The sequence below is a fragment of the Paenibacillus paeoniae genome (genome assembly GCF_003388735.1).
Classification (GTDB): Bacteria; Bacillota; Bacilli; order Paenibacillales; family Paenibacillaceae; genus Pristimantibacillus; species Pristimantibacillus paeoniae.
Map to the genome: position 1 here is coordinate 2,450,601 of NZ_QUBQ01000001.1, position 18,370 is coordinate 2,468,970.

At 49.1% G+C, this 18,370-nt stretch carries 20 protein-coding genes; 6 read left to right on the top strand and 14 right to left on the bottom strand.

Features of this window, described 5'->3' with window-relative positions:
• Window positions 1-10: 10 nt before the first annotated feature.
• From DX130_RS11460 to DX130_RS11470, 4 genes are all read right to left on the bottom strand, one after another.
• Window positions 11-583: a DUF1697 domain-containing protein gene (locus DX130_RS11460; protein WP_116045277.1), complete on the bottom strand. Its 573-nt coding sequence runs from the start codon at window positions 581-583 to the stop codon at window positions 11-13.
• Between the two features lie 55 nt (window positions 584-638).
• Window positions 639-2,600 (bottom strand): ribosomal protection-like ABC-F family protein, encoded by a 1,962-nt coding sequence (gene abc-f, locus DX130_RS11465; protein ID WP_116045279.1) that lies wholly within the window; start codon window positions 2,598-2,600, stop codon window positions 639-641.
• 104 nt (window positions 2,601-2,704) lie between these two features.
• The gene (locus tag DX130_RS26445; RefSeq protein WP_165861230.1) at window positions 2,705-2,848 is read right to left on the bottom strand and encodes a hypothetical protein; all 144 of its coding nucleotides are present in this window, start codon (window positions 2,846-2,848) and stop codon (window positions 2,705-2,707) included.
• Between the two features lie 73 nt (window positions 2,849-2,921).
• The gene (locus DX130_RS11470) at window positions 2,922-4,262 is read right to left on the bottom strand and encodes an aminotransferase-like domain-containing protein (RefSeq protein WP_116045281.1); all 1,341 of its coding nucleotides are present in this window, start codon (window positions 4,260-4,262) and stop codon (window positions 2,922-2,924) included.
• Between the two features lie 167 nt (window positions 4,263-4,429).
• On the opposite strand from DX130_RS11470, the gene DX130_RS11475 reads away from it, so the two are divergent.
• The 3 genes from DX130_RS11475 to DX130_RS11485 all read left to right on the top strand — a co-directional run bounded on the left by DX130_RS11475 (window position 4,430) and on the right by DX130_RS11485 (window position 6,428).
• Window positions 4,430-5,383, top strand: a complete 954-nt coding sequence (locus DX130_RS11475; protein ID WP_116045282.1) for a DMT family transporter — start codon at window positions 4,430-4,432, stop codon at window positions 5,381-5,383.
• 160 nt (window positions 5,384-5,543) lie between these two features.
• Entirely contained in the window at window positions 5,544-5,756 is a 213-nt protein-coding gene (locus DX130_RS11480; protein ID WP_206098793.1) for a helix-hairpin-helix domain-containing protein, read from the top strand.
• A gap of 27 nt (window positions 5,757-5,783) precedes the next feature.
• Complete coding sequence (locus tag DX130_RS11485) at window positions 5,784-6,428, top strand: ThuA domain-containing protein (protein WP_116045286.1); 645 nt, start codon at window positions 5,784-5,786, stop codon at window positions 6,426-6,428.
• 101 nt (window positions 6,429-6,529) lie between these two features.
• On the opposite strand, the gene DX130_RS11490 is transcribed toward DX130_RS11485, so the two are convergent.
• The 6 genes from DX130_RS11490 to DX130_RS11515 all read right to left on the bottom strand — a co-directional run bounded on the left by DX130_RS11490 (window position 6,530) and on the right by DX130_RS11515 (window position 11,818).
• Window positions 6,530-7,141 (bottom strand): TetR/AcrR family transcriptional regulator, encoded by a 612-nt coding sequence (locus DX130_RS11490; protein WP_116045289.1) that lies wholly within the window; start codon window positions 7,139-7,141, stop codon window positions 6,530-6,532.
• Complete coding sequence (locus DX130_RS11495; protein ID WP_116045290.1) at window positions 7,142-8,491, bottom strand: MATE family efflux transporter; 1,350 nt, start codon at window positions 8,489-8,491, stop codon at window positions 7,142-7,144. It abuts the gene before it with no gap.
• A 266-nt stretch (window positions 8,492-8,757) separates the two neighbouring features.
• A complete protein-coding gene (locus DX130_RS11500; protein WP_116045292.1) occupies window positions 8,758-9,111 on the bottom strand; it encodes a VOC family protein in 354 nt (117 codons plus the stop codon).
• 19 nt (window positions 9,112-9,130) lie between these two features.
• Window positions 9,131-9,532 (bottom strand): hypothetical protein, encoded by a 402-nt coding sequence (locus tag DX130_RS11505; RefSeq protein WP_116045294.1) that lies wholly within the window; start codon window positions 9,530-9,532, stop codon window positions 9,131-9,133.
• A 324-nt stretch (window positions 9,533-9,856) separates the two neighbouring features.
• On the bottom strand, window positions 9,857-10,135 hold the full coding sequence (locus tag DX130_RS11510; protein ID WP_116045296.1) for a hypothetical protein: 279 nt from the start codon (window positions 10,133-10,135) through the stop codon (window positions 9,857-9,859).
• 399 nt (window positions 10,136-10,534) lie between these two features.
• Window positions 10,535-11,818, bottom strand: a complete 1,284-nt coding sequence (locus DX130_RS11515) for an adenylosuccinate synthase (protein ID WP_116045298.1) — start codon at window positions 11,816-11,818, stop codon at window positions 10,535-10,537.
• Between the two features lie 111 nt (window positions 11,819-11,929).
• Here DX130_RS11515 and DX130_RS11520 point away from each other — a divergent pair, with 111 nt between their 5' ends.
• Complete coding sequence (locus DX130_RS11520; protein ID WP_116045300.1) at window positions 11,930-12,808, top strand: LysR family transcriptional regulator; 879 nt, start codon at window positions 11,930-11,932, stop codon at window positions 12,806-12,808.
• Window positions 12,809-12,828: 20 nt separating this feature from the next.
• Here DX130_RS11520 and DX130_RS11525 read toward each other — a convergent pair whose 3' ends face one another.
• A complete protein-coding gene (locus DX130_RS11525) occupies window positions 12,829-14,283 on the bottom strand; it encodes an aminotransferase-like domain-containing protein (RefSeq protein WP_116045302.1) in 1,455 nt (484 codons plus the stop codon).
• A 127-nt stretch (window positions 14,284-14,410) separates the two neighbouring features.
• Here DX130_RS11525 and DX130_RS11530 point away from each other — a divergent pair, with 127 nt between their 5' ends.
• Window positions 14,411-15,046, top strand: a complete 636-nt coding sequence (locus tag DX130_RS11530; RefSeq protein WP_116045304.1) for a LysE/ArgO family amino acid transporter — start codon at window positions 14,411-14,413, stop codon at window positions 15,044-15,046.
• On the opposite strand, the gene DX130_RS11535 is transcribed toward DX130_RS11530, so the two are convergent.
• Both DX130_RS11535 and DX130_RS11540 read right to left on the bottom strand, forming a co-directional pair.
• On the bottom strand, window positions 15,043-15,996 hold the full coding sequence (locus tag DX130_RS11535) for an SDR family NAD(P)-dependent oxidoreductase (RefSeq protein WP_116045306.1): 954 nt from the start codon (window positions 15,994-15,996) through the stop codon (window positions 15,043-15,045). The genes DX130_RS11530 and DX130_RS11535 overlap by 4 nt on opposite strands.
• Before the next feature lie 76 nt (window positions 15,997-16,072).
• Window positions 16,073-16,276 carry a P-loop NTPase family protein gene (locus DX130_RS11540; RefSeq protein WP_338068632.1) on the bottom strand — a complete coding sequence of 68 codons (204 nt, stop codon included), beginning with the start codon at window positions 16,274-16,276 and terminating at the stop codon, window positions 16,073-16,075.
• A gap of 189 nt (window positions 16,277-16,465) precedes the next feature.
• Between DX130_RS11540 and DX130_RS11545 the strand changes: the two genes are divergently transcribed.
• Window positions 16,466-16,732 (top strand): hypothetical protein, encoded by a 267-nt coding sequence (locus tag DX130_RS11545; RefSeq protein WP_116045307.1) that lies wholly within the window; start codon window positions 16,466-16,468, stop codon window positions 16,730-16,732.
• A gap of 65 nt (window positions 16,733-16,797) precedes the next feature.
• Here the strand turns inward: DX130_RS11545 and DX130_RS11550 are convergent, their stop codons facing one another.
• Complete coding sequence (locus DX130_RS11550; protein ID WP_420818519.1) at window positions 16,798-18,120, bottom strand: MATE family efflux transporter; 1,323 nt, start codon at window positions 18,118-18,120, stop codon at window positions 16,798-16,800.
• Window positions 18,121-18,370: the final 250 nt, after the last annotated feature.

Here is an 18,370-nt window from a genome sequence, read left to right on the forward strand (position 1 = left end):
TTGTTCCGCTCTAGGAGAGCGCAGCAGCTTCCATCTCACTGCCCAACTCGATCAGCTTGTTGATCGTATTCCAGTTCCGCACGGTAGATGGGACGCCCAGCTTCTCCACATGGGCAGACAACTTGGAATTGCGAACGCTGAGGCTATACAGCAGATACAAATTGATCCCGTCAAGCACATAGCGGTCCTCTCCGGTGTCGATGCTCCCAAGCTTCTCCAGCTTATCCGGCAGCGGCCGCTCCAGCAGCATCGACACATACAGTACTTCCCCTTCTGCGGAAGCTTTGGCTTCCGCAACTTGCTGTTCCGAGAAAGGCAGGTTCCCCTTTATGCTTCTTAGCTCATCAAGCGTCCTCATGACGACTTTGATCGCCAGTCCGAAGTCGGCCTCGATCGTCTGTTCAATGCGCTCCCGGAGCGGCTGCTCTTCTTCATTCGATTCGAACAAAATGTTGCCGCTCTGGATATAGGTTTGCACACGCTGCAAGCCGATTGTGCCAAGCGACTCCCGCAGCTCCGCCATTTTGATTTTATTTTTCCCGCCTACATTAATGCCTCGAAGCAATGCGATATAGATGGACATCTGAGGGATCACCGCTTTCGATAAAATAGTCTACTGCTATAGTAGCACATCCCGCTTAACTGGAATGTTCCATCCACTTCTCCATCAGAGCAGACAGCTTCGCCTCCAGCGCTTCACGCTCACTCCAGCCTTGCTCAAGCAGCTCCATATTGCCGCTCTCGGATCGCTCCATGAGTTCGCCGTCTATCGCCTTTAGTTGCTGCTCCAGATTGGCTATCTCGCTCTCCAGTTGCTCTCGCAGTTGCTCGCCGTTCTTCGTCCGGCCGTCTTGACCGACAGACTTCTGCGGTTGCCTCTCCGCTGCCGATCGCGATGCAGCTCCAATCTGCTTGCCCGACGAAGCTGTTCCTCCCTCTTTATTCCCTAAAGGGAGTTCCACTGTCGTTCGTTCCATTCGCTTCTCCTTGAAGCGATTGTAATCACCAAGATAAGAGACAATTCGGCCCTGTTCCAGCTCCCAGATCCGCTTGGCAAGCCGGTTCATAAAGTAGCGGTCATGAGAGATAGCCAGAATCGTACCGGGGAATTCCTCCAGCGCTTCCTCCAGTGCTTCCCGCGAATCGATATCAAGATGATTGGTCGGCTCGTCCAGGAGCAGAAGATTGGGCTTGCGCCTCACGAGCAACGCGAGCCTCAGCCGGGACCATTCTCCTCCAGACAGCGATGACAGCGGCTTGAATACATCATTGCCGTAGAACAAGTAATGCGCCAGTACATTGCGGGCCTCTCCTTCCTCAAGGCCATCCTCGATGCGGAAGTACTCCAGCACTGTCTGCTTCGGATTCACCCTCGCCTCCTGCTGGGCCAGATAGCCAATATCTACACGCGAGCCGATGGTCATGTCGCCCGCATCCGGGCTTTCTGTACCAAGCACAAGCTTCAGGAGCGTCGTCTTCCCGGCGCCATTGTCGCCCAGAAGAGCGACTTTCTCCCCGTAGAGCAGACTGCCCTCAGCCTCGCTTAAAATGACCCGGTCGCCATACTGCTTGCGTACGCCGGAGAACTCCAATACTCTTCGCGCGGAGCGATCCTGCGGAGAAAGCTCAAACTCAGCCGTCTTCCGCTCCAGTACCGGCCGTTTGATCTTCTCCATGCGTTCAAGCGCCTTGCGGATGGAAGCGGCTCGCTTGAAGAACTTCCCGTTATCGCCGATTCTGCCCCACTCCTCAAGCTGGCGAATCGTCTCCTTCATTTTTTTGATCACCTTCTGCTGCTCCTGGAATTGTGCGAATTGCTGAAGCAATCGTGCTTCCTTCTCTTTCACATACCCGCTGTAAGAGGCCAAATACAATTGGGATTCTCCGTCCTCCACCTCGATCGTCTCGGTTGTGACGGCATCCAGGAAGTAACGGTCATGCGATACAATGACGTACGCCCCTTCATATCGGTTAAGAAATTGCTCCAACCACTCGATTCCTTTGAGGTCCAGGTGATTCGTCGGTTCATCAAGCAGCAGCAGCTCCGGCCTAACGACCAACTGCGAGGCTAACACAATACGCGTCTTCTCTCCACCGGACAGACTGCCGAAGATACGACTATCCTGACTTCGGTCAATCTGCAAGCCCGCTGCAACCTGATCAATATTTGTCTCCATCTCATAGCCGCCGCCCTGCTCGAATTTCTCCTGCAGCTTCGCATAGGCTGCCAGCAGATGCTCCAGCTTCCCGGGCTGCGCCAACGCCTCGGACGAGGACATGGCCTTCTCCAGCTCCGCCATCTCTTCCCGAATGGCCAGCAATTCCCTATAGCCGAATGCAAGCACCTCATAAACCGTCAACCGCTCAAACTCCGCTGGTATTTGCGGCAGGTAGCCAATCCGAAGTCCCTTCTTGATCGTCAATACGCCTTCGTCAGCCCCATCATGCCCTGCGATTAGGCGCAGCAGCGTTGATTTACCGCTGCCATTGCGGCCAATCAAAGCCACTTTGCCACCTTCTTTTAATTGAAAGGTTATATTCTCCAGCACCAGATTGGCTGCATGATATTTTTTCACGTTCTGCACTTGTACAATAATCATCTAAAGTTCCTCCTATAGATGAAGACCCTGACCTGCGCGCATACAAAAAGAGGGCCGCGACAACAAGCCCGCGACCCTCTGGATGGTATAGCTATCCGTAGTGGTTAAGGTAGGCGTCTTCTCGCGAATGGTGTAATCGTATGGTTGAAATTAGACAGACTGCTCCCGTTAACGAAAACAGTATGAACAATGCCAGACATTGCCACAGGCAGCTGGCTAATACGATTGTTGGCCATCTCAAGATTCACCTACCTCACCTCCTTCGTCATAATGAAACCAATATACCATGATTCATCAGATGTTGGCAATTACGTTCTCGCATTACCCCCTGGCTTTCTTCACTTCCTCCAAAATCGCTTTGACACCCGCTTCGATCTTCTCCGGCTTTGTGCGCGAGATGCTGATTCGCAAAAATTTCTCCCGATCCAGCCAATTTGACAAATAGAAGTCTTTGCCGGACATGACACTGACTCCTCTCGCGGCAAGACTATGAATGAGTCGTTCCAGATTGACGGTCTTCGGCAGCTTGAATTGCACATAGATGCCTGCGCCCTTATGGGAGATCTCCATAATGCCCTCATGATCCCAACGGCTCAGCGCCTCATTCAGCATACGGATTCTTGTCGTATACTGACTGCCAATCCGGCTCTTGTGGCGCGCATACATGCCATTATTCATATAGACCTCAAGCGCAGCCTGTGAGAGAAGAGAGGGACCGGAATATCGCCCGCTAGCGTAGAAGGTATATGTCAGCTTCTCCGGCAATACCACTGCCCCGAGCCTCAAGCCCGGAAATATGATTTTCGAAAAACTTTTCACATAGATGACATGGGAGGTGCGATTATACGAATAAATCGGATCAAAGCCGCTTTCGAGACCCAGATCTGCCATATAATCATCTTCCACGATATAGACGTCATACTTGCTGGCGAGATCGGCAATACGCCTTCTATCTTGCGTGCTAAAGGATGTACCGATCGGATTGTGAAATCTTGGCATCGTGTAGAAGAACTTGATGCTGTCGTTTTTGAACCTTTGTTCGAGTTCGTTCATATCCATGCCCGCGGCTGAACGAGCAATTCCGCTTACTGGAATGCCCTCCGCCTCCAGATATTTAATATATAGATCATAGCTTGGCTGCTCGATCAGAATTGTTTTCTTACCATTCGGAAACGGCATCCTTGCCAATTCCTCCAGGACCGGACTAGCTCCTGAAGTGACCAAGATCCTCCTCACATCGGTGAACACCTGATCTTCCGCCAAGTGGGACACCAGTGTCTGTCTAAGCTTCTCCAGCCCCTTTGGATCGCCATAAGTGAAAAGTTCATGCTTATACGTATCGATTGCTTTATTCAAGCAATGCTGGAAGTCAAGATAAGGAAATACATCCACATCAGGGAGTGCCGAGGAGAAATCAATAAGATTCGTGTCCTTGTCACCAGGCGACCTGCCCGGACGTTCCACTACATAATAACCGCTTTGGGGAATGGCATAAATGGCATGCCGACTCTCCAGCTCCGCATACGCTCTAGTGATGGTGCCGATTCCGCAGCCGTAAGCTTCTGCAGCTGCCCGTACTGACGGCAGTTGATCTCCTGGGCGATACGTTCCATCATCTATTTTCCCTTCAATATCTTCCATGACGCTCGTATATTTCTTCATCCCGCTGCACCCCGTTTCCCCTTCTATTATACATGGAGCATTCAACTGTATCGATACAGTTCTGTATATTGGCCATTGTTGGCTATTTCAATACGCCCTATCATTTTTATTAGAGGACATGAGTGCTGCACACTCGTTCCAAAACTGAATGCAAGGAGACACCTGTTATGAATCAACTTCATGGAATGAAACTTGCTTATGCAGCCATCACGCTGAATGCGGTTATCGTCGGATTTTCATTTCTGTTTACCAAAATGGCGCTGCAACAAGCGACACCTCTCGATACGCTGGTGTACCGATTCGCGATTTCTTTCGCAGTCATGACCATCCCCGTGCTGTTCGGACAAGTAAAACTGAACTTCCGAGGGAAACGGCTTCTCGCCGCGCTGCCGCTAGCTGCTCTGTATCCGCTTGGCTTCTTCACGCTTCAAACATTCGGGCTCCAGCATGCCACTTCTTCTGAAGGCGGTATTCTCTACGCGTTTACGCCTGTACTTACGATGATCATTGCTTCGCTGTTTTTGAGGGAAAGGACCACAGCTTTTCAGAAACTGTCCATCTTCCTATCGGCCTTCGGCGTGGTATTCATCTTTGCGATGAAAGGGAGCGGCATCGATTGGTCGAATATGACAGGAATCCTCCTGTTATTCCTATCCTGCCTGACATCGGCCGGATACAGCGTATTAGCCCGTTCGCTTCTGAAAACGTTCAAGCCGGCAGAAGTGACTTACCTGATGCTTGGCATCGGGTTTATGATCTTCTTGATCGCATCCGTGACGAATCATACGGCTTCGGGCACGCTTCATACGATCTTTGAGCCGCTTTTAAGCGGGACCTTTATCATTTCGGTTCTATATTTAGGCATTTTCTCTTCTCTCCTCACTGCACTTACAGCCAACTATGCTTTATCCAAGCTGGAAGCATCCAAGGTAGGCGTATTCTCCAATTTGTCTACGATTGTCTCCATCGTCGCCGGTGCCGCTTTCCTGAAAGAGGAAATCACCATCTATGCTCTGATCGGATCCATCATGATTATTGCGGGGGTAATGGGGACGAATCGTATGGGAAGACGATCGAAAACGATAAATTATGAGGCTAAGAAAAAGAACGTGAAGGCCTGACCCTTCCTATTCACAGACGTAAAAAAGCATCTCCGCTGCGGCTAACGGTTAGATACGAAAAAACACGCTCATCGGGCGTGTTTTTGTATATTCGATAATAACGCAACAGGCTATACTTAGAGTGAATGTACATGGATCTACTGAAAGGAGCTATATGATCATGTCCGCTAATTCCAGACCTGAAAAAGAACTGCCCATAATCAGCAAGCCTGCTAATCAGGCCCTTGATCTAGCCGGGTATTATAAGCTTGAGCAATTTACCGAGGTGACGGAAGCAGAGTTATTAAAGCTGCATGGCATGGGCCCCAAAGGTATACGCATGCTGAAAGCGGCACTCCAAGAAAGAGGATTGTCTTTTGCCAAAAAATCATAAGCGCATATAGGAAAAGGAGCTATTCCAATGAAAACTCCATCCAAGCTATTGTTAATTGGGGACAATGTCCATAGCACTTGGCATCCGCTGGAGCCTGCGCTCCAGCAGCTGCAAGCAATTGCAGCGGACGGCTTCGAGCTGTTCCCGACTGAAGATTACGATACATTGAAGACTCTAGAACAGGACGGCTTCACTGCCGTGATCTCTTATACGGATTGCTGGGACAGGCCTCTGGAAGCCGGGCAAGTTGCGGGGCTGCTCCGGTTCATTGCGGGTGGCGGCGGGCTGCTCGTTATCCATAACGGCATCTCGCTTCAGGCGAGTCATGAGCTTGCAGGGCTGATCGGGGCGCGCTTCACGGGCCATCCTCCCTATCAGCCGTTGACTTACCTACCTGCGCAAGAGGATCATCCATTGCTTGAAGGCGTCCAAGCCTTCACGCTTGACGAAGAACCGTACATGTTCGAATTCGATGCGTTTTCTCCTCGAAATGTATTCCTGGAATATGAGTTTGAGGGTAGCCGTTATCCCGCTGGCTGGGAGCATCGCTACGGCTTGGGCAGGCTTGTCTATCTACAGCCGGGGCATTGCTCGCCATCCTTTCTGCAGGATTCGTATCGGCAACTAATCTTGAACAGCATACGGTGGGTAACTGGGCCGCCACCGCTATAATGCCAAGAAACTCGGTATACATGGAGTTGTACGCTTCTATCTGCATGAAATAAGAGAAGGGCAGTAACGGTTAAGAATAACCGACTGCCCTTCTCTTTCATTTATCTTTTTTCGGAAGAACCGACGGTCGTACCATTCAGAAACACGTTCATCGCATTGCGATAAATATCGATGGTAGCCTCACGATCCGGCATGCGCTTGGACACTTCCGCCAGTCCCATAAACAACGCCTCAAGCACGTAAGCCATTGTTGCCGCATCTCCTTGCGCCAGCTCTCCCTTGTCCATCGCCTGTTGCAGCAGCTGCTTGTTGAATTCGACATGCTGGTTCATATGGCTGGACAAATCGTCCTGAACGTCGCTCCGCTCCCACTCGCTCGTCAGAAATTCATCCGTCGCCCTGGTGAGCGGATGATTCAGATCATTAACGACAAGATGCTCGGCAAGTCCTTGCAGCTTGTCGCTGACTGTGGCATAGTCCCGCTCCAGCTCGGACCATTGTTCCTTCCATTCATTGTCCCACTCGTTAAGCAAATACTGGAACAAGCCCTCCTTGCTTTGAAAATGGTAATAGATATTCCCTTTGCTGCTGCCAGTTGCGGCAACGATATCCTCAATCGAAGTCGCCTTATATCCCTTTTGAGCAAATAACGCCCGAGCCGCTTCGGCTACCTTCTTTTTGGTTTGTTCGCTTTGCAGCTTCTTTTTGTTCATTCAACCGGTCCCCTTATCGCGGATTAATCCATACCTCTTATAATAGAAATAAATCGTGATAAGTACAATACATTCCGACAAAGGTACGGCCAGCCACACCCCTGTAATACCGATCAGTTTCGGCAACACCGCAATAAAGATCAGCATCAATATAATTTCTCTAGCTGCTGTAATCCATGTCGCCAGCTTCAGCCGTCCCGTCGTCTGACTGAATGTCATCATAACAAAGTTGACGCCCATGAACAGATAGGCCAGGACAAACAGGTGGAGACCCTTCGTTGCAAGCTCTACGATCTCTACCGAGAAGTCGCCAAAAATTCCGATAATGCCGGAAGTCATCCACAGCATGAGCAGCATGAGTACCGTACCCGCCCCAAGGGCTGTCCAGATGGCGATTCGTACGGTCTGTCGTATCTTCTCCGTGTAGTTCCCTCCATGATAATAACTGATCATAGGTTGTATAGCCGCTCCTAACCCGAGGAACGTCAGCAATACAATGCTGTGAATATAGTTAAGGATAGAGAACGCCGCTACGCCACTTGTTCCTGCAACTCCCTCCAGCACAACATTATGGGAGATCGTGAATACCGATAAACCCACTTCCGCCAAAAAGCTCGGGAAGCCGATGACGATGACGGAGAGGAGCAAGGCCTTGTTCCAGCGGAATTTTCCCAGCTTGAGCCGATTGTCAGCCCTCAGGAAGTGCAAGAACAACACAAGCATGCCCAGAGACGCTGCAATAATCGATCCGTAGGCGACCGCCTGAACACCTAACTCCAGCACGTAGAGTACCGTATAGTTAATGACAATATTCGATAGCGCAAATGTTATCTGTGCTGCCATAGACAAGTTCGGATTGCCGTCATTGCGGACGAAGATGCTAAGCGCGTTTTCCACCGTGAATACAAAACCGAACAGCAGCATCACGTTCAAATAATCCGAGGCATGCGGGTATGTCTCCGCATTGGCGCCAAGCGCGTACACAAGCGGTTCGCGGAAGAAGAACGCTGTTATGCCAATAACCAGTGTGGCAGCAGCAATAAGAACAACGGACTGGGTGAATATTCGCTGCGCTTTATCCGGATCCTTCGCTCCCATAGCTTGAGAATACATCGTTGCACCGCCAATGCCAATCCATAGCGACATCGCGACAAACAAGGTATAGACAGGACTTGCGATGCCCACCCCTGCCAGCGCCTCCGCGCCCAGCTTATTACCAACCATCACGCCGTCTACGACAATATTGACTGCGATAAGCAGCATGCCGAGCAGGGATGGAATCAAATAACGAAAAAAAGTGCGACTGACCGATTGAGACTCCAATAGCTGTAGGTTTTTTTGTTTACTCATAAATAGTGACCTGCCTTATTCTTTTTATACTGAACGTTCATTCTGTATTGTGGCGGAAGTGATATTTATACTGAACGTTCGTTCTGTATTCTATCACATTCTGAATTTGATATGCAATGCACCCCATTAAAGGCTTCCTCAGTTGATTGTCGTCACCAACCAAAAAAACTGACCGAATAAAGCCCTTTGTTGCTGCCTTACGCAGCCCTGGCTTATCCGATCAGTCAGATTGAAAACATTTCATTCTAGAAGCCCTTCCCATCATACTATTGGCATATCATCAGCACATTGCCGTCCGGATCTTTAATATTGAACCAATGTCCGTTCTCGATATTGCTCAGAAGCTCCACATTGTGCTCTTTCATATAGGCATAGGAGGCTTCGATATCCGCTGTCACAAGCTGGATGAACGGAACCTGAATGACCTTCTCCGGCGAATAAATCTTGCTGTCCAATACGATATTGGGAGTGCCTTGCATGGGCAGTATATAGAGATGCCCATGGTAAATCTCTCCGTCTGTTGGCAAATCGAGCAGATTGCAATACCAGTCTCTTGCCTTCTCCAAGTTGCTCACCGGAATAAAAGTACAACCAATCTTGTTTTGAACCGGACTATTCATAGCTTGCACTCTCCTATTCCTAAAAAGGATTCTCAATAACAAGACTAATTACGCTTTGAACAACCGCACTACTCACGACAATCAAAGTCGTTTTGGATACAAACCTTTCTTCATCTTCCCGGCTTGCGTTTTCTGTGATCAATTTCTTGTAGTTCATCACATTGGCAATGGGAAAAAGAATCAGGTTAATAAATATCATTACTCCGCATATAAACATATGGCCCATCCCAGGCAATAACCCTTTAGATTCATTATAATAATCGAAGAAGATGAATTGAAAGATATAATATACGGCTATTGGAATCGCTACAGCGCCCAACAGAGAGAATAGAATGACTGATTTTACTTTTCCGCTTTTCGATTCCACAGAATCACTCTCTTCATCATCAACTCTTTGATAAATAGTGAAACTTCTCTTCATTTCGCTTCCACCTGCTTAAGGCAAACGTCAAACCCAACAAGAGATAACAAACAAACCAAATGATACATCTCATCCAAAAGTCGAACCCACGTCCATACAAGGCTTGTTGAGATTCTGATATGTTAATATCAATCCATGTTAAAGTAAGCCATAAACCAAATAGTAATAGGGTATAGACAAGCCCTCTTGTAACGACAAATTTGAATCTCCCCATTTGCCGGGAAACCGTCCATTTGCCTAGGAATGATTCTTCTTCTGCCGACCTTACGCCTTGTTGTTCGATCGTCATCACTCCTTTTCGTACTTCATCTATTTGTGAACAGTCTATTGCTCAGATGTCTCTACTTGCTTCCCATTCTGCTTACGACGAATATCGTCCAGAAAGCATCCCCACAATAACAAACAGGCTCCGACTGCCATCATGATTGCAGCATATACCATTGGCGTCGTTCCGCCCGTTTGACTCAGAGCGGTTCCGAGACGTCCCGGAGGAGTTGTCCAACTGCCTAACTTGAAAGCAATTTGGGAGGCCGGGATATAGACGCCCAAATATAGAATGATTCCACAAAACAACAAAATGCCTCCGGCTATTACTTTTTTCATCTACTCAACCCTTTCTAGAAATATACTTGCCACTATTCATCCATAGATTGTCACAACTTATTCATTTCGTAGCACAAATAAGAGACCTCATCCAGAAGCAGCTCCACCAGCTTCATGTTTAACGTTCCCACGATGATAAGCGTGATACCGCTAATCGGAATGATTGGCCAAATGAACTGTTAAATTAATTACACGACCAATACATTCATCCGTTTCTAGTTTACCCCAATTCACTTCGTTCTTGAAGACAGTGAGTCCAATCAATCCTAAAAAAAACGGCAGACCGTACCAACAGGTACCGCATTGCCGCCTCTGTGAAACTATTATAAGCAAATAAAACAATCGCTATTGCTTGTTTATTGACACTTCATCAAGCTTAAAAACAGAATCATAATCTGTTTATCCTAATTTCATCAGCTGCTCGCGCCTCGGACCTATGGACAAGTAAGAGATTTTCACGCCAATCTCCGTTTCAATAAATGATACATACTGCTGCGCTTCTGCGGGAAGCTCGTCGAATGCTCTTGCCCCTGAAATATCGCATTTCCAGCCCGGAAGCTCTCGAAGGACTGGCGTGGCCCCCTCCAGTTTTGCATTGACAGGAAACTGCTCCGTAACCGTCCCGTCTTTCAACTGGTAGCCTACGCATACCGGAATTGAATCCAGGTAACTAAGTACATCCAAATTCGTTAGCGCTATTTCCGTCGCGCCTTGCACCATGCAGCCGTACCTTGTAGCGACAGCGTCAAACCACCCCACGCGTCTCGGTCTGCCCGTCACTACTCCGAATTCGCCCGCATCGCCGCCCCGAAGCCGCAATTGCTCCGCTTCCACGCCCTCGATCTCCGAGATGAATGGACCCGCTCCTACACAACTGGAATAAGCTTTCACTACAACCAGCACATCAGTCAACGCATATGCGGGGAGCCCACCTCCAACGGGGGCATAACCAGCCAAGGTGGAAGAAGATATCGAATACGGATAAATACCGTGATCGGGATCGCGAAGCGCCCCTAGCTGGCCCTCCAGCAAGATCGATTGTTGCTCCTTATATGCTTGCTGAAGCATTGTCGTCGTATCACATACATACGGCAGAAATCTCTCTCCCAGCTCCAGCAATTCCTCCACAATTGGCATAACTTCCAGTGGCTGATGTCCGTATAGATGAGTCAACAGCACATTTTTGACTTCCAGCAGTTGCCCCACTCTCTCTAGCAAGCGGTTTCGATCATACAAATCCGCTACCTGTACCCCGAGCTTCGCATATTTATCCGCATAAAAAGGGGCGATTCCCCGTTTAGTTGAGCCATAGCTGCGATTGCCTAGTCTCTCTTCCTCCAGCGCGTCCAATAATCGATGAACGGGCAACACTACCTGAGCCCGATCCGACACCTTCAAGGTTGGCTGTGGTACTCCTCTTGCCATTAATTGCTCCAACTCGTGCAACAATGAATCGCCGTCCAGCGCTGCACCAGGACCAATGACATTTGTGACCTCGGGATAAAACACCCCAGAGGGAAGCATGGACAGCGCAAACTTCCCGTAATCGTTAATAATCGTATGACCCGCGTTGCTTCCGCCTTGAAATCGAACCACATAGGACGATTGGGCAGCAAGCACATCCGTCATCTTGCCTTTGCCTTCATCACCCCAATTCGCTCCAACAATCGCTGTTACCGCCACTTGCGAATCGCCTCCTGTATTTGTAATCTCTTATAGGAACGATTATAATGTGCAAGGACACATTAATAAAATTGATATTACTAATATCAGATATAAATAGGAGTAATGACTATGGATTTTAATATGGAATGGTACCGCGTCTTCTATTGGACTGCCCAATTAGGGAGTTTAACCAAAGCGGCACAAAAACTGCATATTACGCAGCCTGCTGTCAGCCATACGCTTAAGCAACTGGAGAGCGGACTAGGAGGACAGCTGTTTTTCCGAACCGCGCGGGGCGTTACACTTACTGCCGAAGGAGAAGTGCTGCTTCAACATGTCGAGCAAGCCTTCCGGGCCATCGACAGCGGCGAGAAGAAGATTGCGGAAATGCACAATTTGGAGTACGGGGAAATCAATATCGGAGCAAGCGACTCATTGTGCAAACATTATTTGCTGCCTTACCTGGAGTCGTTTCATAGGCAATTCCCTAACATTCGCATACGCGTCACGAACCGGACCACGCCGGAAACAATCGCGCTTCTAAAAGAAGGGCGAATCGACTTCGGCATCCTCAATCTGCCTGTGGCAGACAGCAGCTTACAGATCAGGAGAAGCTCCCCGTTGCAAGACTGTCTTGTCGGTGGTCCGGCTTACTCTTCATTGGCTCAAGCGCCCTTCAAATTGGCAAGCCTCCAGCAATATCCATTGCTACTGCTGGAGCCTGGCGGCAGTACGAGAGCATATTTGGACCAATATGCAGCTTCGCACAACATCCTGCTGACGCCAGAGTTCGAGCTGGGCAGTCTCGATCTGCTCGTTCAATTCGCGCAGAGAGGATTTGGACTAACATTTATCGTGAAAGAGTATGTTGCAGAGGAACTGGCTGCCGGTCAGTTGATTGAGATTCCGCTAACACCGCCCGTTCCCGAACGATCGATCGGCATTGCTACGCTGAAAGGCGTGCCTCTCTCCGCTGCATCGAAGAGCTTTGTCGAAAGATTGCCATGAATTACAGCCCCTTGGCCATCCTACTGTTTGCCGCCCAGTTGAAAAATGAGCGCCGCAAGCCGGCTTATCCCATGCTCCATCCCTTCGAAAGATGCATAGGCGTAGGATAACCGCAAATAGGGTTCGCCCAGTCCGGGATCATATACGCTCCCGGGATGTAGAAGAATGCCTTCCTTCAAGGCAAGCTCGAATAACTTTCGCACCGATAACGGAAGGAGAATTCGCAGCCAAATATAGAACCCTCCCTGCGGCAGACTCCACTCCGCATAGCTTTGCATATAACGGTCCAGCAGGGTGGACATATGATTCCTTCTGCGACGCAACTCCTCTCGCAATCCGGCAAGATGCTTGTCATAAAGCCCCGTCTCCAGCCACTCAGCAACAGCATACTGCGACAGCGCGCTTGTCCCGTAGTCGGTCTGCATCTTGATGTCGGACAAACGATCAATAACCGGTTCAGGCGCAACTACCCATCCAAGCCTAAGTCCCGGCCCCAGTGACTTGGACATGCTTCCGATATACAGCACAAGCCCTTCGCGGTCCAACGACTTCAATGGAGCCGGAGGAGAAGCGTCCAGCCAGAGATCCCCATAGACATCGTCCTCCACAACAGGCAACCGCTCATGCATACATACCCGCATTAGCTCTTCCCTTCGAGATGCGGACATGAGACAGCCCGTAGGATTATGAAAAGTAGGTATTGTATATAACATAGCAGCATCCGTCTGCCGCTTCATCGGCCCGATTCGCCCCGCGATCAGCCCCTCCTTGTCCATTGGCATGCCGCATGGGCGAACACCCGTGGACTGAACGACATGAATGGAATTAAGGTAGCTGGGGCTCTCCGTTAGAATCGTCGAGCCTTCACGCAGCAGCCCAAGCGATATGAGCTGCAAGGCTTGCAGGGCGCCGGATACAATCAGAATTGAAGACGGCGCCGCCTTGATTCCTTTCGACAGCAAGTATCTGCTCAAGGCTTCTCTCAGTCGAAGGCTTCCACGCGGCTCTGAATAACTCAGCGAGAGAACATCTCCGCGGCTCTGCAAGGAATGCAGCATGGTGTGTGCAGGCAGCAAATCCGGGGAGGGCTCGCCTGTTCCGAGCCGCAGAATGGCTTTGTCCTCTTCCGCTTTATTAATGATTTGAATCCATTGATGATTAGGCTGATGTGCCCCCGCTGCCACATAACGTCCCCAATCATGTGATCGCGAGGAAGCGATCACGTTCCACGTATTGTTAACCACCACTGTTCCATGACCCACCCTGGACTGAATAAGTCCATCCGCAGTCAGTTCATCCAGTGCGTACACAATTGTACTTCGATTGACTCCGAACCTGCGTGCGAGTTCTCTTTGCGTCGGAATTTTAGTTCCAACGGGCCATTCGCCATTTCGTATTTTCTCTACTATGCGATCACAAATTTGCTGAAACAACGGGATAGTTGAACTTCGATCGAGAAGCCATTCTTCAGTCATAACATCCATCTTTCTTTCGTAACGTTTTTCTTATTTTATCAGATTGGTTGGGCCAAATGACAATCCTTTGGTTGTCGACTCCGTTCTGCCCTCCCTCTAGAATGGGTAAAAAAGAGGAGGCAACATCATGATCGGAGCAGCAATTCACGGTTTTATTCTGGCGCTGGGACTTATTCTGCCGCTCGGCGCACAGAACACATTTGTTTTTACGCAAGGAACGGTTCACAAAAGGTTTATCAAGGTGCTGCCTGTCATCGTCACCGCCGCCTTGTGCGATACGATTCTGATTGCTCTTGCTGTGCTAGGCGTTTCTGTCATCGTATTGGAAAATGATTGGATCAAAGCATTGCTTTATTTGCTGGGATGCGGCTTCTTGCTGTATACGGGATGGGTCACATGGAGGAATCGAAATCGTGTGCATACGCATAGTGGGGGCAGCAATGGCTTCTCCGCCAGAAAACAAGTGGGCTTCGCGTTCACTGTATCCTTGCTGAACCCTCATGCCATATTAGATACGGTTGGCGTGATCGGTACCAGCTCCATCCAATACGCCGGCCTGGCAAAGCTCGTATTTGCGATCCTATGTATCTTGACATCTTGGCTGTGGTTCATCAGTCTGGGAGCAGCCGGTCAATTCATTGGCCAGCGAGTCGGGTCATCTCGAATTCTCTCCCTTATCCCAGCCATATCCGCCGTTATCATGTGGGGCACGGCCCTATATCTAGGCTTTCATCTCATCCTGCTCCTGCAAGAACGGATCTAGTATCGGCTCGAATGGGCGGCTATTAACGCTTGCCCCATTCCCCATACTTTCTCTACATTGGCGTGGTCGATTGCATAGCGGGGATAATGGGAGGAGCCGAATATATTTTTAAGCTGATCCAAGCCTTGTTCGCTGACCGACGGCTGAACAATCTCACATTTATGATTGATAAGCTGGCCGGTTGCGTCTTGGAATACATCCGATGTGCAGATGTGATAATAATTGTCCGCCATACCGGACGGATGCGGATTCGTCAGGTTTTGCGCCCAAGCCAGCGCCTTCCAGTACGACTTCATCTTGGCAATCGTTTCCTTGGATAGCTTCACGCGATTAATTTGAATAGCATTTACTTTAATGCCCCGCTCTCTCCATTGCTCTGCCATCTTGATGGTCAAAATCAGGAAGGCCATCTTGGAGTCGCCATACATTTTGTAAGAGCTGTACCTTCTCGTTGACCGATGCTCCCCGCGCAGGTTATCGAACTCAATCGATCGTTTGGGGTCAAAAAAGTTTTTAATATTCGTCGTGCAGGCATTCAGCACCCTAGCGTCGTCGGATCTTGCCAGCCACTCAACCAGCAATTCGATCATATAGAGCGGACCATACGCATTGGTGGCGAAGGATAACTCGACATGCTCCGAGCTCAGCCTGTACTCCGTCTCGCCATGACTCAGATAAGCGGCATTATGAATGAGAATATCAAGCTTACTGTATGTGGCCTTGAACACTGCGCAAAATGCACGAATGGAATCGAAAGAGGATACGTCAAGCTCCAGCAGATCGACGGTTTGATTACCTGAAATGGACATTATCTCTTGCTGGACAGGCTTACTAATTGCTAAATTGCGGCACGCCATCACTACCCTGTATCCCTCTGCTGCGAATTTATGGGCCGCTGCTTTGCCTATTCCTGAATTAGCGCCTGTAATGACTACGATGCTGTCTTTCATCTTCGTCACACCTCCATTTATCGATCATATCATAGAATCCAGAAGGACCTCTACACGAAGTCCTTCTGATCTAGACTTATCCGTCTGGAGCCACTCGATCCCGATAATACAGCCTGACATATACGCCATTGCGTTCCAGCAGCTCAGCATGAGTACCTTGCTCTTCAATTCCGTTATCTGTGAGCACCACAATGCGCTGCGCATTGCGAACAGTCGATAGACGATGTGCAATCACAATCGTAGTTCGCTCCTCCGTCAACTTCTCCAGAGCGTCTTGCACTGCGCGTTCACTTTCAAGATCCCTCCTATTTGATCTTCCTCTCGACATCGCAAAGGCGGATCATGAAGAAGCAGAGGCCTATGTGGAAGCACTGCTGAATCCATCGCTGCCCAAACTTCGCGGAGCCACGAGGAAACCTCCAACGGGGAAACTGAATGGGCAGCTTGGATTAATGGATTACGACTGAAATTGTGCAGCGGCGAGTCGCTCGGACAGATCATTCCGGAATCGGTAAAAGAAGTGACCTATGATGATTCGGGGAACTTTCATTATGAGCATGAGGATTGGAGCATAACGTCGTCTCCCGAAAAGTTTTTCAGAGAAGGTCAGGCTGGCGATTCGGATCGTTTCTCCGTCAGCGGGAAGGACGATCTCTATTGGGCGCTGCAATTTCACCGAGACGAAGAAGGTGTCATCACGGGCAGAATCATTGTACTTGATCCTCAAAAGCATTAATGGTTTTCTGTTCATTAAAGAAGGCCATCCTCAAAGCCACAAGTGACTTTGGGGACGGCCTCTTCCTATATGAGCTTATGTCTGTACCACTTGTCTCCTCTGAACCGCCAAGCGAATATGATGCCGCGGACGCCCCATTCGGCCACCATCGCCACCCATACGCCCATCAGGCCAAAGCCCAGCGTAATGCCAAGAATGTAGCCTAAAATAATACGGAACAGCCACATCGAAAGCAGCGATGCGATCGACGTAAATTTGGAATCGCCTGCCGCGCGCAAGGCCGACGGCATAATGAAGCTGAACGACCATACAATCGGCTGCGCGATTGCAATCAGCAGAATCAGCGCAAAGATAGAAGGTACAATCTCCTTCGGCGGAGCGTACAGCTTCACCAGCATAGGGAACATGAGCAGTAAGATGACGGTAATAATGACAAAGAAAATCGTCGATAGTCCGATAAAGGACTTGATAAACTTCCTCGCATCCTCGATATCTCTTCGCCCCATACATTGGCCCACTACCGTAACGATCGCTACGCTAAGCGCCGTACCCCCGATCTGGAACAGCATCGTCAGCGAGTTGCTGATCGCATTGACTGTAATAGCCAGCGTGCCCAGATGCACGATAAACGTCTGGGTCAACAGCTTGCCCCCATTGAAGAACATTTGCTCCATGGCGAAAGGAATGCCGATATACAAGATTTTTTTCAAAATAGACCAATGGATAAGAAAAGTATCTCTAAGTTTAATCCGAATCGTTTGATTATATTTAAACAAATAAATCATCGACACAACCATACCTAACACACGTGCCAGTATTAACGAGATTGATAATCCAATTACGCCCATATCGAACATTTTAATCAGAATAACATTTAGCAGAAAATAAGATACGTTCAGAATCAGCGACAGCACGAGACACGCTTTTGTCTCCGCTACGCCTCTGAGCACGCCTGTGACGGCCTGATAGATCGCAATGAACGGATAAGAGATGCAGCTGCCGATCAGAAATATTTTCGCATGATGCAGGACATCCGCATCCGCGTTTCCGAATAGCGCATTTAAAGTAGAGGCATGGAACACGATGATCAATGCCGCGATGACTACAGATACGATAGCCACCGATGATATCGCCTGTGAAGCTGACTTCGCCACCATTTCTCCATTGCCTCTGCCTTTATATTGAGCCACGATTACCGTCCCGCCTGTTGCAATTGCGACAAACAGGTTCACCAGAAACATATTGATTGAATCGACCATGCTGACTGCGCTGACGGCCGCAACCCCGGAGGAGCTGACCATGGCTGTGTTCATAATCGCCATTAATACAATAAACGCCGAATCTACAAAAATGGGAATAATGATTGCGAAAATTTGCTTGTAATCCATGGAGCTGCCCGTAAAATACTTCGTTAATAACGAGTCGCTCTTCCGTTGAATGCTGGATCGTATGCCGCCGTCCACAGCCTCATCACTTCTTTTCCTATTATTCTGACTGATTTCGCTGTCCATAAAGAAAGCCCGATCTATTCATCATGAATAGAATCGGACGCCAACTTTCCTATTAGCTTCTACCTCAGTATAACAAAAAAACGGCGGATGTGCCGTTTTTCCGAAATTTCATCTTAACTCCCCTTAG

Coding starts and splice junctions, on each gene's coding strand:
- DX130_RS11460 (WP_116045277.1), bottom strand. CDS start 583: ATGTCCATCTATATCGCATTGCTTCGAGGCATTAATGTAGGCGGGAAA.
- abc-f (WP_116045279.1), bottom strand. CDS start 2,600: ATGATTATTGTACAAGTGCAGAACGTGAAAAAATATCATGCAGCCAAT.
- DX130_RS11470 (WP_116045281.1), bottom strand. CDS start 4,262: ATGAAGAAATATACGAGCGTCATGGAAGATATTGAAGGGAAAATAGAT.
- DX130_RS11475 (WP_116045282.1), top strand. CDS start 4,430: ATGAATCAACTTCATGGAATGAAACTTGCTTATGCAGCCATCACGCTG.
- DX130_RS11480 (WP_206098793.1), top strand. CDS start 5,544: ATGTCCGCTAATTCCAGACCTGAAAAAGAACTGCCCATAATCAGCAAG.
- DX130_RS11485 (WP_116045286.1), top strand. CDS start 5,784: ATGAAAACTCCATCCAAGCTATTGTTAATTGGGGACAATGTCCATAGC.
- DX130_RS11490 (WP_116045289.1), bottom strand. CDS start 7,141: ATGAACAAAAAGAAGCTGCAAAGCGAACAAACCAAAAAGAAGGTAGCC.
- DX130_RS11495 (WP_116045290.1), bottom strand. CDS start 8,491: ATGAGTAAACAAAAAAACCTACAGCTATTGGAGTCTCAATCGGTCAGT.
- DX130_RS11500 (WP_116045292.1), bottom strand. CDS start 9,111: ATGAATAGTCCGGTTCAAAACAAGATTGGTTGTACTTTTATTCCGGTG.
- DX130_RS11505 (WP_116045294.1), bottom strand. CDS start 9,532: ATGAAGAGAAGTTTCACTATTTATCAAAGAGTTGATGATGAAGAGAGT.
- DX130_RS11510 (WP_116045296.1), bottom strand. CDS start 10,135: ATGAAAAAAGTAATAGCCGGAGGCATTTTGTTGTTTTGTGGAATCATT.
- DX130_RS11520 (WP_116045300.1), top strand. CDS start 11,930: ATGGATTTTAATATGGAATGGTACCGCGTCTTCTATTGGACTGCCCAA.
- DX130_RS11525 (WP_116045302.1), bottom strand. CDS start 14,283: ATGACTGAAGAATGGCTTCTCGATCGAAGTTCAACTATCCCGTTGTTT.
- DX130_RS11530 (WP_116045304.1), top strand. CDS start 14,411: ATGATCGGAGCAGCAATTCACGGTTTTATTCTGGCGCTGGGACTTATT.
- DX130_RS11535 (WP_116045306.1), bottom strand. CDS start 15,996: ATGAAAGACAGCATCGTAGTCATTACAGGCGCTAATTCAGGAATAGGC.
- DX130_RS11550 (WP_420818519.1), bottom strand. CDS start 18,120: ATGGATTACAAGCAAATTTTCGCAATCATTATTCCCATTTTTGTAGAT.